This window comes from Enterobacter sp. Taxon_2 (assembly GCF_058355295.1).
Map to the genome: position 1 here is coordinate 2815389 of NZ_CM178024.1, position 16607 is coordinate 2831995.

Sequence of the window (16607 nt, forward strand, 5' to 3'; positions counted from 1 at the left end):
AAACGTTATGCCATTTTTTGATCAAAATCATCATCCCTCGCCCCCCGCTTTGGTGTTATGCAATGAGTAATTTGTGAACAATATCACGCTCGAGATGGGCAAAATCGACGGGGTAAAAAATGGCACTGGTAAAAACAAGTTTGAAACTGTTTGGCGGGGATACGGTAGTTGTGCGTTGCTCAGAGCGCTGTCGTATTCACCTGATGAGTGCGAAAGCACATAAACAATCCCAGGCGGATATTCTCACCGTGCAGGATGATAAAGCGTGGCTTACCGTGCCGTATACCGGCACGTGGGATGTGCTGATCGACAGCCACAGCCAGTCGCTGGAGCATTCCGTCAGCTACGTGGCTGCATAATAATAATAAACGCCCGGCGAGCCGGGCGTATCATCAGGCAAAGCCCGGTCGCAGCGTGCCGTTGAGCGGGTTCCCTTCCAGCAGCGCCTTCACCTTTACCACCAGCTCATTCAGACAATCGTCTTTCATGCCGAGGCGGGTCAGCTCCTGATCCAGGGAGAAGAGATATTGTGCATTGGTCCCCAGCGGTCCGCTGGCGGCAGCAATCAACGGGGCGATGACCTGCGTGCGAGTGTCCGCTTCATACAGCGGATGACGCGGGTCCATAATAAACACCAGCGCATTGACGGTGCGTCCGTCGTCCAGCTCCAGCTTGCACCAGCTCGGCATATAGCAGCCGGTGATCATCTCGCGCTTCCAGAGCAGCGTAAGCTCCTCTTCCAGCGAGGCATCCGGGAGGCGATACGCCACGCCCGTGGTGCGTCCGCCCTCTTTCAGTGCAAGCATACGTCCCGGCTGGCACGCGCTGCCGCGTCCGGCCGTCAGACGCAGGCAAAATGCGCGATGCCAGCCAGGCAGCGTTCCCGTTGCCGATTCGACAAATTCCAGAGCCGGGTTCCACATCAGGGAACCGTAGCCAAAAATCCATACCGGGCCATCATCCGGGCGGCAGGCAAGCGTGGCAGCAAGTGACGCCGCACGTTGTTCAGCTGACCAGAGAAGCGATTCCTCAATAGCACCAAATGCCGTCTTACAATCTGCCTTCATTAAGAAATCACGCGTTAACACTTTACACCTCCGCCACTGCATGCTTCCTTGCGACATCTGTAATTCGCCTTCCCGGCATTATGTGCTGGTCATTTTGCCAGCAGTTAAATAACGATAAGCAATTAGCGGACCAGTTGCAATACAACGGCAGTTCAACCGCCTGAAAAGTCAAAATGAAGGCAGCGAATTATTTCACGGCTATTTCTTTTTATGCCATTTATCGTCGTCTCCTTTTTCATATTCATGTTTTACGGCGGCCCAGGCGACTTTGTGCGCTGTCTCTTCACGGCTGGCATCATCCCGGCGATCGTCCTTATCTTTGTATTGTTCCCAGGCGCTGTTAAACGCCTCTTTGTAGATATCCTGCGCGTGAGCGGGCAGCACGTTTTGCACGTTATCGGGTAATTCGCGTTTCGTTTTATATGGCATCACTCACCTCTCTTTTGCTTAAAGAGATAAGTGTGGACGACGATATGGCAGCGTGCCACCCGGCCTTAATTTATGGATTCAAACCAAATGTAATTTATTGTTATTTAATAAGTATTATATGAAAACCGTCAATTACAGGAGTCAGGTATTAAATTTATGACAAAGGGTAAAATTAAGTAAAAAATAAAGGGTATTTAACAGAGATCTGTTAGTTTAATGACCTCAAAAATCTATCTATAATTACAAGCACCTGCATTGATGGAGAAGCACATGACAGCAACACACGAGGCGGTAAAGACCCGCCACAAGGAGACGTCACTCATTTTCCCGGTTCTGGCACTGGCTGTGCTGCTCTTCTGGGGAAGCAGTCAGTCACTGCCAGTGGTGGTTGGTATCAATATTCTTGCCCTGGTCGGCATCTTAACCAGCGCATTTAGCGTCGTTCGCCATGCGGACGTCCTGGCCCACCGTCTGGGCGAGCCGTACGGATCGTTAATTCTCAGCCTTTCCGTCGTTATTCTCGAAGTCAGCCTGATTTCCGCGCTCATGGCGACCGGCGATGCCGCGCCGACGCTGATGCGCGACACGCTCTACTCTATCATTATGATTGTGACGGGCGGCCTGGTGGGCTTCTCTCTGCTGCTGGGCGGGCGCAAGTTCGCGACCCAGTATATGAACCTGTTCGGCATTAAACAGTATCTGATTGCCCTCTTCCCGCTGGCCATTATCGTGCTGGTCTTCCCGATGGCGCTGCCGGGCGCGAATTTCTCTACCGGTCAGGCACTGCTGGTCGCACTGATTTCCGCCGCCATGTACGGCGTGTTCCTGCTGATTCAGACCAAAACGCACCAGAGCCTGTTTGTGTATGAGCATGAAGACGACAGCGACGACGATGACCCGCACCACGGTAAGCCGTCGGCCCACAGCAGCGCGTGGCATACGGTTTGGCTGATCGTACATCTGATTGCGGTGATTGCCGTCACCAAGATGAACGCCAACCCGCTGGAAACGCTGTTAACCGAGCTGAACGCGCCGGTAGCGTTTACCGGCTTCCTGGTGGCGCTGCTGATCCTGTCTCCTGAAGGGCTGGGCGCGCTGAAAGCCGTCTTAAACAATCAGGTGCAGCGCGCCATGAACCTGTTCTTCGGCTCCGTGCTGGCGACAATATCACTTACCGTACCGGTGGTGACGCTGATTGCCTTTATGACGGGCAACGAGCTGCAGTTTGCGCTGGGTGCGCCGGAAATGATTGTGATGGTGGCCTCGTTGCTGCTGTGCCAGATTTCGTTCTCCACCGGGCGTACCAACGTGCTGAACGGCGCGGCGCATATGGCGTTGTTTATTGCGTACCTGATGACGATATTTGCGTAGCCTTTTTGCCGGGTGGCGCTGCGCTTACCCGGCCTACAAAACCCGTAGGCCCGCGCAAGCGTAGCGCCGCCGGGCAAATAAAAAACCCGCCGAAGCGGGTTTTTTTATTAGTTGCTGGTATCCAGCTCGTCGAAGCTCTTCACCAGATCGTCAATCGCTTTGATCTGTTTCAGGAACGGCTCCAGCTTATCCAGCGGCAGCGCAGATGGGCCGTCGCATTTTGCGTTATCCGGATCCGGGTGCGCTTCAATGAACAGACCTGCCAGACCGGTTGCCATACCGGCACGCGCCAGTTCGGTCACCTGGGCACGACGGCCACCGGACGCAGCACCGAACGGGTCGCGGCACTGCAGGGCGTGGGTCACGTCGAAAATCACCGGAGACTGGCCGGAGACATTTTTCATCACGCTGAAGCCCAGCATGTCGACAACCAGGTTGTCGTAACCGAAGTTAGCGCCACGGTCACACAGGATCACCTGATCGTTACCGCCTTCGATAAACTTATCAACGATGTTACCCATCTGACCTGGGCTCACGAACTGCGGTTTTTTCACGTTAATCACGGCACCGGTTTTCGCCATCGCCGCCACCAGGTCAGTCTGGCGAGCCAGGAATGCCGGGAGCTGGATCACGTCAACCACGTCTGCCACCGGCTGCGCCTGAGAGGCTTCATGCACGTCGGTGATCACTTTCACGCCAAAGGTCTGCTTCAGCTCCTGGAAAATCTTCATCCCCTCTTCCAGGCCCGGGCCACGGTAAGAGTTGATGGAGGAGCGGTTGGCTTTGTCAAAAGAGGCTTTAAACACGTACGGGATGCCCAGCTTCTGGGTCACGGTCACGTAGTGTTCGCAGATACGCATGGCGAGATCGCGGGATTCCAGCACGTTCATGCCGCCAAACAGGACGAACGGCAGGTCGTTTGCTACCTTGATATCACCAATGCTAACCACTTTTTGTTTCATAGGATCGCCTTATTCAGGTGTGAATCGGAATTAAGATTAATGCAGTGTAATTTGCTTGTGCGAGATCGCGTTGATCTGCGCACGAATCATTTCGCTAATAGGATCTTCCGGACACTGCTCGACGAAATAATTCAAATCATTCAGCGCCACGTGCTCACAGTCGAGCTGGGCATAGATCAGCCCGCGATCGCGAATTTCGTACGGGTCTTCCGGGTTGAACTGCAGCAGTACTTCACTGGCGCGCAAGGCCAGCTCCATCTGACGCTCTTCCATTAATGCAGACTTCAGCGTATCCAGCAGCTTGCGAATGACCTCTGCGTTGTCCGCCTCGTCGAGATCTTCGTTGAAGAGTTCGGCCACCGGGCTGATATTGCCTTTCAGCCACACGTCCAGCGTATGTTCATCCAGCGTGTCGCCGTTGAAGGGATTAATGAGCCACATTTCGCCGTCCAGCCACTCTGCACGCAGGATCATCTGCGTCGGGAAAATGACCGGGACCAGCGGAATATCCAGACGCTGTGCGACCCATAGTAAAATAGACCCCAGCGCCACGGCGCTGCCCTGACGATTTTTTAAGACCTGGTCCAGCCATAATGCGTCAGACAGGCGATACACGCCCCGCGTGTCGCAGAAACCCCATTCGCCGTAGAAAAGCTCCAGCAGCTTCTCTAGTTGCCAGTCTTGCGGGCGAGCCTGATTAATCTCTTCACGCGCCAGGCTGACCAGATTCTCCAGCTCATCATAGACAAACTGCGACGTAAAATCGTCGCGAATCATCTCTGAAATCAGGATCATGCCATCGCAAAGCGGCACTTTATTAAATTCGAAATCGGCTAAGGACCTCATGACTTACCCCAGTAACGCCTGAGCGAACAATGACGCTCAGGCGCGATAAAACTCAAAACGATGTAGATGATAACGCCAAACTGCCTTTCAGTCAGCCTTACGCCTTTATCAGTAAATGGCAGATACCCGGAACTCAAGACCACCGCCCCAGCGTCAGGCGTTCGTTGCCGCCGTAGTCGCGGCAGGTTTCGACAGCGTCATAACCTGCTTGCGTAAACAGTGCCCGCACGGCTTCTCCCTGCGTCCAGCCATGCTCCACGAGCAGCCAGCCGCCGGGAAGTAAATGTTCCCGTGACGTTGTCACAATGTGATCAAGATCGGCTAATCCCGCGTTGGCGGCCACGAGCGACGTCAGCGGTTCGAAGCGAACATCTCCCTGTGCAAGGTGCGGGTCATGTTCGTCGATGTAAGGAGGATTGCTGACAATCATCGCAAATGTGCGATTCTCCAGCGCGGAAAACCAGCTGCTTTGCAGCACCGTCACGTTGCGGACCCCGAGACGTTCCACGTTACGCTGCGCTAGCGCCACCGCGTCGGGCATGACATCCACCGCCGTCACCGCGCAGTCGGGCCGCTCGGTGGCGAGCGCCAGCGCGATAGCACCTGTTCCCGTCCCGAGATCGAGAATACTGCAGGCCGCCGCCGGTAAACGCGCCAGCGCCTGCTCCACCAGACATTCGGTGTCCGGACGCGGGATTAGCGTCGCCGCCGAGACGTACAGGGGTAACGACCAGAACTCACGTTCACCGACAAGGTGCGCCACCGGCTCGCCGGTTTTACGACGGGCAAGCAGCGCGGCGAGCTGCGCTTCCTGCTCCGCGGTCAGTTCGGTTTCACCAAAAGCCAGCAGATACGTGCGGGCTTTACCCGTCACATGCTCAAGCAAAATTTCGGCATCGCGTTTCGGGCTTTCGCTTTCGGAAAGCTCACCGGCCGCCTCACGTAACCAGCGCTGAAAATCCATTATTCCTGCTCGGACAGCGCCGCCAGCTGATCGGCCTGGTATTCCTGCACGATAGGCTCAATCAGCATGTCCAGCTTCCCTTCCATCACCTCGTCCAGACGGTACAGCGTCAGGTTGATGCGGTGGTCGGTTACACGGCCCTGCGGGAAGTTGTAGGTGCGGTTACGGTCGCTGCGATCGCCGCTCCCCAGCAGGTTACGACGCGTAGACGCTTCCGCCTGCTGGCGTTTCGCCATTTCGGCCGCGTGGATACGCGCGCCCAGCACGGACAGCGCTTTGGCTTTGTTTTTGTGCTGTGAACGCTCGTCCTGACATTCGACGACGATGCCGGTTGGCAGGTGGGTAATACGAATGGCGGAGTCGGTGGTGTTAACGTGCTGACCACCCGCGCCAGAGGAGCGGAAAGTATCTATACGCAGGTCCGCAGGATTGATGTCCGGCAGTTCCGCTTCCGGCAGCTCCGGCATCACCGCCACCGTACAGGCGGAGGTGTGGATACGGCCCTGGGATTCGGTGGCCGGTACGCGCTGCACGCGGTGACCGCCGGATTCAAACTTGAGACGACCGTACACGCCGTCGCCGCTGATCTTGGCGATAACCTCTTTGTAGCCACCATGTTCGCCTTCGTTGGCGCTCATGATCTCCACGCGCCAGCGACGCGACTCGGCGTAGCGGCTGTACATGCGGAACAGATCCCCGGCAAACAGTGCCGCTTCGTCACCGCCGGTCCCGGCGCGGACTTCCACGAACGCGTTACGCTCGTCGTCTGGATCTTTTGGCAGCAGAAGCACCTGAAGCTGCTGCTCCATCTCCTCAGAACGCGCTTTCGCATCCTGCAACTCTTCCTGCGCCATCTCGCGCATTTCAGGATCGTCGAGCATCATCTGCGCGGTTTCGATATCTTCCTGAACCTGTCGCCAGTCGGTAAAGCATTTAGAAACATCACTTAACTGCGCGTATTCACGTGAGAGCGCGCGAAAACGCTCCTGGTCCGCAATGGTCCCGGCATCGCCGAGCAGCGCCTGGACTTCTTCATGGCGCTCGTGCAGAGCTTCCAGTTTAGCGACGATAGAAGGCTTCATAGGCGTAAGTGCACCTTGTCTTAGAAAATGGGTATAGGGCGCTATTCCAGCCCGAGGCTGTTGCGCAGAATAGTCAGGCGTTCATCATCCCCGTCACGGGCAGCCTGCTGAAGAGATTTGGTTGGCGCATGGATCAGGCGGTTGGTCAGTTTCCACGCCAGATCCTGCATAATTGCATGTGCGTCGCCGCCCTGTTCAAGGGCCGCTAACGCTTTGGCAGTCAGGTCATCACGCACCTGCTCCGCCTGTCCGCGGTACTCGCGGATGGTCTCGCTGACGCTTTGCGCGCGCAGCCAGGCCATAAACTCACTGGTTTCCTGCTCAACAATGGTTTCCGCCTGCACCGCCGCCGCTTTACGCTGAGCGAGGTTGTGCGAAATGATGCTTTGCAGGTCATCCACGCTGTAAAGGTAGGCGTTAGGCAGCTTGCCCACTTCCGGCTCAACATCGCGCGGAACGGCGATATCCACCAGCAGCATCGGCTGATTGCGACGGGACTTCAGCGCACGCTCCACCATCCCTTTTCCGATAATCGGCAGCGGGCTGGCGGTCGAGCTGATAATAATGTCCGCCTCTTTCAGACGTTCATCGATGTCGCTCAGGGCAACCACCTCTGCGCCCACTTCATCCGCCAGCACCTGCGCGCGTTCGCGGGTGCGGTTAGCGATAATCATCTTTTTCACTTTATGCTCGCGCAGATGGCGCGCCACAAGTTCGATGGTTTCGCCCGCGCCCACCAGCATCACGGTGACGGTGGAGAGGGATTCAAAGATTTGGCGCGCAAGGGTGCAGGCCGCGAAAGCAACGGAAACCGCACTGGCACCAATGTCGGTTTCGGTTCGCACACGCTTCGCCACGGAGAACGACTTCTGGAACATGCGCTCCAGCTCGCTGGCCTTCAGATGCCCTTTTTGCGAATCCGCAAACGCTTTTTTCACCTGCCCCAGGATCTGCGGTTCGCCGATCACCAGCGAATCCAGCCCGCTGGCGACGCGCATCAGATGGCTGACGGCATCGTTGTCCTGATGCCAGTACAGGCTATTGCGCAGTTCGTCTTCGTTGAGGTTGTGGTAGTCGCATAGCCAGCGGATAAGCGCTTCATGCAGGTTGTCCTGCTCATCCACGCTTAAATAGAGCTCGGTACGGTTGCACGTCGAGAGCACCACGCCCCCCTGCACCATCGGCTGTGCAAGCAGGCTGTCCAGCGCAAGGTCGAGCGTATCTGGCGAAAACGTTACGCGTTCTCGCAGCGAAACCGGGGCTGTTTTGTGGTTGATGCCGAGTGCTAATAGGGTCATGTTGAGCGGGAGTAGTACCAGCGTTAATAAGGTTAGCAGAACGCATCATACAGGATGCGCGAGATCAATAAAAGAGACAGCCCCCTTTCGGAGTAATAGGTTACACAACGCTTTGAGATAATTTGAACGTAGACGGTAGCCCCCTTCGACGCTAGCATTAACAGTTATAACTGCAACGTATCTCAAGGATTTGTCCTCATTATGACCCGACTGATTCGCCTGCTGCCGCTGGCAGCACTGGTTCTGACCGCGTGTACCGTCACCCAGCCAAAAGGCCCGGGCAAAAGCCCTGATTCACCGCAGTGGCGTCAGCACCAGCAGGACGTCCGTAATTTGAACCAGTACCAGACTCGCGGCGCTTTCGCTTATCTCTCTGACGAACAAAAAGTTTATGCCCGCTTCTTCTGGCAGCAGACGGGTCAGGACCACTATCGCCTGCTGCTGCTGAACCCGCTGGGCAGCACCGAGCTGGAGCTTATCGCTAAACCGGGCGAAGCGCAGATCACCGATAATAAAGGCCAGCACTACACCGCGACCGATGCCGAAGAGATGATTGGCAAGCTGACCGGGATGCCTATCCCGCTCAACAGCCTGCGCCAGTGGATCCTCGGCCTGCCAGGTGACGCCACCGACTACACCCTGGACGATCAGTATCGTCTGAGCCAGGTGAACTACACCCAAAATGGCAAAACCTGGAAAGTGGTGTACAGCGCCTATGACAGTAAGAGTAAACCGTCGCTGCCATCGAATATGGAGCTGACCCAGGGCAGCCAGCGTATCAAGCTGAAAATGGACAACTGGATCGTTAAATGATGACCCAATGGCCCTCTCCGGCAAAGCTGAACCTGTTCTTATACATCACCGGCCAGCGCGCTGACGGTTATCACACCCTGCAGACGCTGTTTCAGTTTATTGACTATGGCGACACGATCTCCATTGAACTGCGCCAGGACGGGCAGATTTGCCTGCTGACGCCGGTCGACGGCGTGGCACATGAAGACAACCTGATCGTGCGCGCCGCGCGTCTGCTGATGAAAGCCGCAGCGGAATCGGGCCGCCTGCCTGCGGGAAGCGGTGCGGATATCCGTATCGAGAAGCGCCTGCCGATGGGCGGCGGTCTGGGCGGTGGCTCATCTAACGCCGCGACCGTGCTGGTTGCGCTGAACCACCTCTGGGGCTGCGGGCTGTCGACGGACGAACTGGCAGCCCTGGGCTTGACGCTGGGGGCGGATGTCCCGGTGTTTGTGCGCGGTCATGCGGCCTTTGCCGAGGGCGTGGGTGAAATCCTCTCCCCGGCTGAACCGCCGGAGAAATGGTATCTGGTTGCTCACCCTGGCGTGAGCATTCCAACCCCGGTCATCTTTAAAGATCCTGACCTGAAAAGGAATACCCCGGTTCGGTCAATAGAAACGTTATTAAATTGTGAATTCAGCAACGATTGCGAGGATATCGCAAGAAAACGTTTTCGCGAGGTTGATGCGGTGCTTTCCTGGCTGTTAGAATACGCGCCGTCGCGCCTGACTGGTACAGGGGCCTGTGTCTTTGCTGAATTTGACACCGAATCCGCCGCTCGTCAGGTGCTTGAGCAAGCGCCGGTTTGGCTGCATGGTTTTGTAGCGCGTGGGATGAACATTTCCCCCCTACAGCAGGCCATTCTGGCGCAGACTGAGTTTCGGTGACAACGTCACCCTGTTCCAGACGTTGCATCGCGCTCTTTAATACACCGCCTGGATAGCCTTTGCCTGGCCCGCACAGTTTACGGCGAACGCTATCCACCACTGGACGCATGCCTGAGGTTCTTCTCGTGCCTGATATGAAGCTTTTTGCTGGTAACGCCACCCCGGAACTAGCACAACGTATTGCCAACCGCCTGTACACTTCCCTCGGCGACGCCGCCGTAGGTCGCTTTAGCGACGGCGAAGTCAGCGTACAAATTAACGAAAATGTACGCGGTGGTGATATTTTCATCATCCAGTCCACCTGTGCTCCAACGAACGACAACCTGATGGAACTGGTTGTTATGGTCGACGCCCTGCGTCGCGCTTCCGCAGGCCGTATCACTGCTGTAATCCCTTACTTCGGTTATGCCCGCCAGGACCGTCGCGTCCGTTCCGCGCGTGTGCCAATTACCGCTAAAGTTGTCGCTGACTTCCTGTCCAGCGTCGGCGTTGACCGCGTACTGACCGTTGACCTGCACGCAGAGCAGATCCAGGGCTTCTTCGACGTCCCGGTTGATAACGTATTCGGCAGCCCAATTCTGCTGGAAGACATGCTGCAGCTGAACCTGGATAATCCAATCGTGGTTTCTCCGGATATCGGCGGCGTGGTACGTGCCCGTGCTATCGCTAAGCTGCTGAACGATACCGACATGGCGATCATCGACAAACGTCGTCCGCGCGCTAACGTTTCTCAGGTGATGCACATCATCGGTGACGTGGCTGGCCGCGACTGCGTGCTGGTCGACGACATGATCGATACCGGCGGTACGCTGTGTAAAGCGGCTGAAGCGCTGAAAGAGCGTGGTGCTAAGCGCGTATTCGCTTACGCGACCCACCCGATCTTCTCCGGCAATGCCGTAAACAACCTGCGCAACTCCGTTATTGACGAAGTTGTGGTATGCGATACCATCCCACTGAGCGACGAGATCAAGGCACTGCCAAACGTGCGTACCCTGACCCTGTCCGGGATGCTGGCCGAAGCGATTCGTCGTATCAGCAACGAAGAATCTATCTCAGCAATGTTCGAACACTAATCGAACACGGCCGAAAAACCCGCTGCGGCGGGTTTTTTTGTCTCTGGGTTTTATTTGTATGATTAATGCCTCCTTCACCTGCCATTGATATGACAGATGATGCGCATACGGATGATAGATAATTGTGAAAAACGTAACCTCCTCACATGTTCTGCCCTTTCGCGCCCTCATCGACGCCTGCTGGAAAGAGAAATACACCTCCTCACGCTTTGTGCGTGACCTGATTGCCGGGATCACCGTCGGCATTATCGCCATCCCGCTGGCGATGGCGCTGGCGATTGGCAGCGGCGTTGCGCCGCAGTACGGCCTGTACACCTCGGCCGTTGCCGGGATAGTCATTGCCCTGACGGGCGGCTCACGCTTTAGCGTCTCCGGCCCGACCGCCGCCTTTGTGGTGATCCTCTACCCCGTTTCGCAACAGTTTGGTCTGGCAGGCCTGCTGGTCGCCACCCTGATGTCCGGGGTCTTTTTAATTCTGTTTGGCCTGGCCCGTTTTGGCCGCCTGATAGAGTACATCCCCCTTTCCGTGACGCTGGGGTTCACCTCGGGGATTGGGATCACCATCGGAACCATGCAGATCAAGGATTTCCTCGGCCTGCAAATGGCTCACGTCCCTGAACACTATCTGCAAAAAGTGGGCGCGCTGTTTATGGCGCTGCCGACTGCGAACCTCGGCGACGCCGCCATCGGGATGGTGACGCTGGGTACGCTGATCGTCTGGCCTCGTCTGGGGATCCGTCTGCCGGGCCATCTTCCCGCGCTGCTGCTGGGCTGCGCGGTGATGGCCATCGTCAATATGTTCGGTGGTCACGTCGCGACTATCGGCTCGCAGTTCCACTATGTTCTGGCGGACGATTCACAGGGTAGCGGCATTCCGCAACTGTTGCCGCAGCTGGTGCTGCCGTGGGATATGCCCGGCTCCAGCTTTACCCTAAGCTGGGATTCCCTGCGCGCTTTGCTTCCCGCCGCGTTCTCGATGGCGATGCTGGGGGCGATTGAATCCCTGCTCTGTGCCGTGGTGCTCGACGGCATGACCGGCACCAAGCACAAAGCCAACAGCGAGCTGGTCGGCCAGGGATTAGGCAACCTTGTCGCGCCGTTCTTCGGCGGTATTACCGCAACGGCAGCCATCGCCCGTTCAGCTGCAAATGTGCGCGCGGGGGCAACCTCACCCGTTTCGGCGGTTATCCACTCCGTGCTGGTGATCCTCGCCCTGCTGATCCTCGCCCCGCTGCTCTCCTGGCTACCGCTTTCCGCCATGGCCGCCCTGCTGCTGATGGTGGCCTGGAACATGAGTGAGGCGCATAAGGTGGTGAACCTGCTGCGTCGCGCGCCGAAAGACGACATCATCGTGATGCTGATCTGCATGTCGCTGACCGTGCTGTTCGATATGGTTATCGCCATCAGCGTCGGGATCGTGCTGGCTTCTCTGCTGTTTATGCGCCGTATTGCGCAGATGACGCGCCTTTCCCCGGTTAACGTGGAGGTGCCTGACGATGTGCTGGTGCTACGCGTGATTGGCCCGCTGTTTTTCGCTGCGGCTGAAGGATTGTTCAGCGATCTGGAGTCCCGCATCGCGGGTAAACGGGTTGTGGTGCTGAAGTGGGATGCCGTACCGGTGCTGGATGCAGGCGGCCTGGATGCCTTCCAGCGCTTTGTTGCACGTCTGCCGGAAGGCTGTGAACTGCGGGTGAGTAACCTGGAGTTTCAGCCACTGCGCACCATGGCGCGGGCGGGCGTGCAGCCGATCCCTGGCCGCCTTGCCTTTTATCCTAACCGTGAAGCCGCATTAGCGGATCTGTGAGCCACCTGATGCAGAGAAACGTCTTTGCATCATCACCCCGATCGCCTGCTGGAGCCATGCAAGCACGGCAGGCGTCATCCAGGTTCCCTTCATCAGATGCGGCTCCTGCTGCATGGCCGTGCGAAACTTTTGCTGAGTCTCCGGGCTGGTGCCCGCGTAAGACTGGAACAATGTCAGCCAGTTTTCAGCCAGCTTTTGCGCATCGTCAGAGGCGGGGCCGATATTTTCCCGCTGCGCCTGATGCAGTTTTGCCACCAGCGGCGGCCACTCCATCATGCGGTCAAAGTAATGTGCCCGGGTAAAGGCCATCTCTTCGGCAGTGAGATACTTCTCCCATATTTTGAGCTTTGATTCCGCAAACGCGCGCGTGATGTAATCCGTCATCTCAGGCGTGATACCGGTCTGCACCTGCATCTGCGGTTCAACGCTATGCATTTCGTTCAGCCGGGTGAGAAACTCCGGCTTGCCCGCCGTATCCTGCTCCAGGCGTTCCATCCAGCGCGTCGCCAGGTCCATGGCCCGCGGGTCCATAACGGATATGTGCTGTTTCAACAGCGTGTTTGCCTCTGCAACCAGCCCTGACCAGATAGCCGCCAGCGCATCCTTCTGCACCGCAAACGGGAGCTGCTGTAACTCTTCTTTGCTAAACCAGCGATCGTACATATTCATTAACTCCAGAGTCTGTAGCCAGGATTCCAGATCCGGCGTCGCATCGTCGAGAAGCCCGGTCCGCAGCTCCACCAGCCGGTCGCGCAGCGTATGTATGCTGCGCAGCTGTTTATCCAGCAGCGTGATTTGCGCATCGAGTAACTCGGTTAACGACAGCGACTCCTGTTCCAGGAAATCCCTGATTTCAGCAAGTTCCAGCCCCGCTTTTGCCAGCGCCTGAATCATGTGCAGACGCTGGACATCCGCCAGGTTGTAAAGCCGATAACCTGCCGCGCTTCTGGCAGAAGGCAGTAACAACCCTGTTTGCTCATAGTGGTGCAATGTCCGCACGGTGATCCCGGCACGTTTCGCCAGCTCACCCACCTGAATCAACATAACTGCTCCTTTTTCTTTGCCAGTGGCATCACTCTGGAGCCTTACGTTACGTGAGGGTCAACCCTTGATGCAAAAAAAAACGACTCCCTCAGGAGCCGTTTCGGTGTTCTTTATCGTAGCACTAGCTGTGCTTATGCTGGTCGCGACGACAGCGTTTATCGTAGTGGCGCACCCACCAGTATTTGTCACACACTTCCTCATGGCCACTCACGCGTGCTCCCGCCAGCCACAACACTGCACCAATGAAGATGCTCAATATCGCGCCATGCGCAAAGTATTGCGGAAGATCAAGCTGCGGCAGCTGGTTTAAAATTGAATAACCCACGCCGGCTACCATCACGAACAGCCCCAACCCCATCAGCACGTTACCGAGTAACGAAGCGTTTTTGCGTTTCATGTGTCACCTCCGGAACTTTGGGTTGTCAGGGGGAAAGCCCCTAATCCTTGTGTGTAAAGTATAGACAACGCCCCTTTTATGAGTTGCGTGAATGATCACAATTACAGATAACTCCCAAACAAAAGTTTACAAATAACACTTTGAACAGCTTGAAATTCTAATTGTTCAAATCAGAAATTATTCGTATTTCGCTTCGACGATCGCAGAATTTTGTCAAGCGGCGCGCCAGACAGTAAACTACGCGCCAGATCTGGAACCCATTAGGAATTGAATCGTGACGATTAAACTGATTGTCGGCCTCGCCAACCCGGGCGCAGAATATGCGGCTACCCGCCACAATGCCGGGGCATGGTACGTTGATCTGCTGGCCGAGCGGTTACGTGCTCCCCTGCGTGAAGAACCTAAATTCTTCGGATATACCTCACGTATCAACCTTGCTGGCGCGGATGTTCGTTTACTGGTGCCTACCACCTTTATGAACCTGAGCGGTAAAGCCGTGGCGGCAATGGCAACGTTTTATCGCATCAACCCGGATGAAATTCTGGTGGCTCACGATGAGCTGGATCTCCCGCCTGGCGTAGCAAAATTCAAACTGGGCGGCGGGCACGGCGGCCACAACGGTCTTAAAGACATCATCAGCAAGCTGGGCAATAACCCGAATTTCCACCGTTTGCGCGTCGGAATCGGCCATCCGGGCGATAAAAACAAAGTTGTCGGTTTCGTACTTGGTAAGCCCCCGGTTTCTGAGCAGAAACTGATTGACGAAGCGGTAGACGAAGCGGCGCGCTGCACCGAAATCTGGCTGAAAGACGGGCTAACCAAAGCGACAAACCGCTTGCACGCTTTCAAAGCGCAATAATCTGCCCGATCCGGCTTTTTTACCGCGCGTCATGCGGGTTACGTGTATAATAGGCGTAGTTATTTACTTTTCATCAATCGGTTATCGTTAACGGATTGATTATCAAGATATTAAGGTGATTTAGAAATGGGATTCAAATGCGGTATCGTCGGTCTGCCAAACGTGGGCAAATCCACCCTGTTTAACGCGCTTACCAAAGCGGGTATCGAAGCGGCGAACTTCCCGTTCTGTACCATCGAACCTAACACCGGCGTTGTGCCAATGCCGGACCCGCGTCTGGACCAGCTCGCGGAAATCGTGAAGCCTCAGCGCATTCTGCCAACCACCATGGAATTCGTGGACATCGCGGGCCTGGTAAAAGGCGCATCCAAAGGCGAAGGTCTGGGTAACCAGTTCCTGACCAACATTCGTGAAACCGAAGCGATCGGCCACGTTGTGCGCTGCTTCGAGAACGACAACATCATCCACGTAAACAACAAAGTGGATCCGGCTGACGACATCGACGTCATCAACACCGAGCTGGCGCTCTCTGACCTCGACACCTGCGAACGCGCGATTCACCGCGTGCAGAAGAAAGCCAAAGGCGGCGACAAGGATGCGAAAGCGGAACTGGCTGCACTGGAAAAATGTCTGCCACAGCTGGAAAACGCGGGCATGCTGCGCGCGCTGAAAAACCTGACTGAAGAAGACAAGGCGGCGATCAAATACCTGAGCTTCTTGACCCTGAAACCAACCATGTACATCGCCAACGTTAACGAAGACGGTTTCGAGAACAACCCGTACCTCGACAAAGTGCGTGAAATCGCTGCGGCGGAAGGTTCTGTGGTTGTTGCCGTGTGTGCTGCCGTTGAATCCGACATCGCCGAGCTGGACGACGCCGACCGTGAAGAGTTCATGGCCGAGCTGGGTCTGGAAGAGCCGGGCCTGAACCGTGTTATCCGCGCAGGCTATGAGCTGCTGAACCTGCAGACCTACTTCACCGCTGGCGTGAAGGAAGTGCGTGCGTGGACGATTCCTGTGGGTGCGACTGCGCCTCAGGCGGCCGGTAAGATCCATACCGACTTCGAGAAAGGCTTTATTCGTGCGCAGACTATCGCGTTTGAAGACTTCATCACCTACAAGGGTGAGCAAGGCGCGAAAGAAGCAGGCAAGATGCGTGCAGAAGGGAAAGATTACATCGTTAAAGATGGCGACGTGATGAACTTCCTGTTTAACGTTTGATTGGTTTTGAATGAAAAAATCCACGCTTTGGCGTGGATTTTTTATTGCGGGGTTAAAACACATTTTCCAGGAGTTCTGTTTTCATACTGGGTTCAAAAGGAATGATTTCGGCAGTCGCAAGTTTTAGCCTCTGAAAAGGATCCTCGCGTAAGCGCTCTTCAAGAGAGGAAAGACTCTCACACTTAGCGAGAATGACCCCACCGTTTCTTGGGATCCGTCTACCGGACGTCAGGAAAATCCCCTCTGCATACCCCTTTTTAAGCCACTCAACATGAGCAGGTATCGCTGCGTCGATTTCTTCGAGTGGTTTTCTATAGGTTAAAATAACTATGTAAACCGTGCTCATCTTTTGCCTCTCAGTTAAGCTTTTATCTAAGTAATAATTAATTCGTTTGTTAGATATACAGAAACAAATCCTCTTATGACATAAGGTAACGTTATAATTTTTAGCGGAGCTTTTAATCTTAAAAAGGGATCGCTATGCGACATTACTCTACGTTTCACCGTAATA

The 16607-nt window shown here is 55.7% G+C and carries 18 protein-coding genes and 1 pseudogene; 8 read left to right on the forward strand and 11 right to left on the reverse strand.

Annotation, left to right across the window (positions count from 1 at the left end; all coding sequences use genetic code 11):
* The first annotated feature begins 119 nt into the window (after positions 1-119).
* Positions 120-359 (forward strand): DUF1883 domain-containing protein, encoded by a 240-nt coding sequence (locus AC4IC4_RS13380; RefSeq protein ID WP_024907074.1) that lies wholly within the window; start codon positions 120-122, stop codon positions 357-359.
* A 33-nt stretch (positions 360-392) separates the two neighbouring features.
* Here AC4IC4_RS13380 and AC4IC4_RS13385 read toward each other — a convergent pair whose 3' ends face one another.
* Positions 393-1088, reverse strand: coding sequence for a gamma-glutamylcyclotransferase (locus tag AC4IC4_RS13385; protein WP_032647627.1), 696 nt, complete (start codon positions 1086-1088; stop codon positions 393-395).
* 177 nt (positions 1089-1265) lie between these two features.
* Positions 1266-1496 (reverse strand): putative cation transport regulator ChaB, encoded by a 231-nt coding sequence (gene chaB, locus AC4IC4_RS13390; protein ID WP_021240355.1) that lies wholly within the window; start codon positions 1494-1496, stop codon positions 1266-1268.
* Positions 1497-1766: 270 nt separating this feature from the next.
* Here chaB and chaA point away from each other — a divergent pair, with 270 nt between their 5' ends.
* Positions 1767-2867 (forward strand): sodium-potassium/proton antiporter ChaA, encoded by a 1101-nt coding sequence (gene chaA / locus AC4IC4_RS13395; protein ID WP_024907071.1) that lies wholly within the window; start codon positions 1767-1769, stop codon positions 2865-2867.
* A 107-nt stretch (positions 2868-2974) separates the two neighbouring features.
* Here chaA and kdsA read toward each other — a convergent pair whose 3' ends face one another.
* The 6 genes and pseudogenes from kdsA to hemA all read right to left on the reverse strand — a co-directional run bounded on the left by kdsA (position 2975) and on the right by hemA (position 8019).
* Positions 2975-3829 (reverse strand): 3-deoxy-8-phosphooctulonate synthase, encoded by an 855-nt coding sequence (gene kdsA / locus AC4IC4_RS13400; RefSeq protein ID WP_024907070.1) that lies wholly within the window; start codon positions 3827-3829, stop codon positions 2975-2977.
* A gap of 36 nt (positions 3830-3865) precedes the next feature.
* On the reverse strand, positions 3866-4675 hold the full coding sequence (sirB1, locus tag AC4IC4_RS13405; protein WP_032647631.1) for an invasion regulator SirB1: 810 nt from the start codon (positions 4673-4675) through the stop codon (positions 3866-3868).
* Positions 4676-4716: 41 nt separating this feature from the next.
* Positions 4717-4800 (reverse strand): annotated as a pseudogene (locus AC4IC4_RS13410) (siroheme synthase); the annotation flags it as partial.
* 8 nt (positions 4801-4808) lie between these two features.
* A complete protein-coding gene (gene prmC, locus AC4IC4_RS13415; RefSeq protein WP_491471308.1) occupies positions 4809-5639 on the reverse strand; it encodes a peptide chain release factor N(5)-glutamine methyltransferase in 831 nt (276 codons plus the stop codon).
* Positions 5639-6721 (reverse strand): peptide chain release factor 1, encoded by a 1083-nt coding sequence (gene prfA / locus AC4IC4_RS13420; RefSeq protein WP_021240360.1) that lies wholly within the window; start codon positions 6719-6721, stop codon positions 5639-5641. The genes prmC and prfA overlap by 1 nt, the downstream gene beginning before the upstream one ends.
* Positions 6722-6762: 41 nt before the next feature.
* Positions 6763-8019 (reverse strand): glutamyl-tRNA reductase, encoded by a 1257-nt coding sequence (hemA, locus tag AC4IC4_RS13425; RefSeq protein ID WP_491471309.1) that lies wholly within the window; start codon positions 8017-8019, stop codon positions 6763-6765.
* Positions 8020-8220: 201 nt separating this feature from the next.
* On the opposite strand from hemA, the gene lolB reads away from it, so the two are divergent.
* The 4 genes from lolB (at position 8221) to dauA (ending at position 12575) form a co-directional block, all read left to right on the forward strand.
* On the forward strand, positions 8221-8832 hold the full coding sequence (gene lolB, locus AC4IC4_RS13430) for a lipoprotein insertase outer membrane protein LolB (protein ID WP_024907066.1): 612 nt from the start codon (positions 8221-8223) through the stop codon (positions 8830-8832).
* Positions 8829-9698 (forward strand): 4-(cytidine 5'-diphospho)-2-C-methyl-D-erythritol kinase, encoded by an 870-nt coding sequence (gene ispE, locus AC4IC4_RS13435; RefSeq protein ID WP_032647635.1) that lies wholly within the window; start codon positions 8829-8831, stop codon positions 9696-9698. The genes lolB and ispE overlap by 4 nt, the downstream gene beginning before the upstream one ends.
* Positions 9699-9823: 125 nt before the next feature.
* On the forward strand, positions 9824-10771 hold the full coding sequence (gene prs, locus AC4IC4_RS13440; protein WP_003856663.1) for a ribose-phosphate diphosphokinase: 948 nt from the start codon (positions 9824-9826) through the stop codon (positions 10769-10771).
* 124 nt (positions 10772-10895) lie between these two features.
* A complete protein-coding gene (dauA, locus tag AC4IC4_RS13445) occupies positions 10896-12575 on the forward strand; it encodes a C4-dicarboxylic acid transporter DauA (RefSeq protein WP_491471310.1) in 1680 nt (559 codons plus the stop codon).
* Here dauA and AC4IC4_RS13450 read toward each other — a convergent pair.
* Together AC4IC4_RS13450 and ychH are read right to left on the reverse strand one after the other, a co-directional pair.
* On the reverse strand, positions 12561-13619 hold the full coding sequence (locus AC4IC4_RS13450; protein WP_491471311.1) for a MerR family transcriptional regulator: 1059 nt from the start codon (positions 13617-13619) through the stop codon (positions 12561-12563). The genes dauA and AC4IC4_RS13450 overlap by 15 nt on opposite strands.
* A gap of 121 nt (positions 13620-13740) precedes the next feature.
* Positions 13741-14016, reverse strand: a complete 276-nt coding sequence (ychH, locus tag AC4IC4_RS13455; protein WP_024907062.1) for a stress-induced protein YchH — start codon at positions 14014-14016, stop codon at positions 13741-13743.
* Between the two features lie 274 nt (positions 14017-14290).
* Here ychH and pth point away from each other — a divergent pair, with 274 nt between their 5' ends.
* Both pth and ychF read left to right on the forward strand, forming a co-directional pair.
* Positions 14291-14875 (forward strand): aminoacyl-tRNA hydrolase, encoded by a 585-nt coding sequence (gene pth, locus AC4IC4_RS13460; protein ID WP_023336005.1) that lies wholly within the window; start codon positions 14291-14293, stop codon positions 14873-14875.
* 126 nt (positions 14876-15001) lie between these two features.
* Positions 15002-16096 carry a redox-regulated ATPase YchF gene (ychF, locus tag AC4IC4_RS13465; protein ID WP_010432886.1) on the forward strand — a complete coding sequence of 365 codons (1095 nt, stop codon included), beginning with the start codon at positions 15002-15004 and terminating at the stop codon, positions 16094-16096.
* Positions 16097-16148: 52 nt separating this feature from the next.
* Here the strand turns inward: ychF and AC4IC4_RS13470 are convergent, their stop codons facing one another.
* Positions 16149-16442, reverse strand: coding sequence for a YciI family protein (locus AC4IC4_RS13470; RefSeq protein WP_491471312.1), 294 nt, complete (start codon positions 16440-16442; stop codon positions 16149-16151).
* Between the last annotated feature and the right edge of the window lie 165 nt (positions 16443-16607).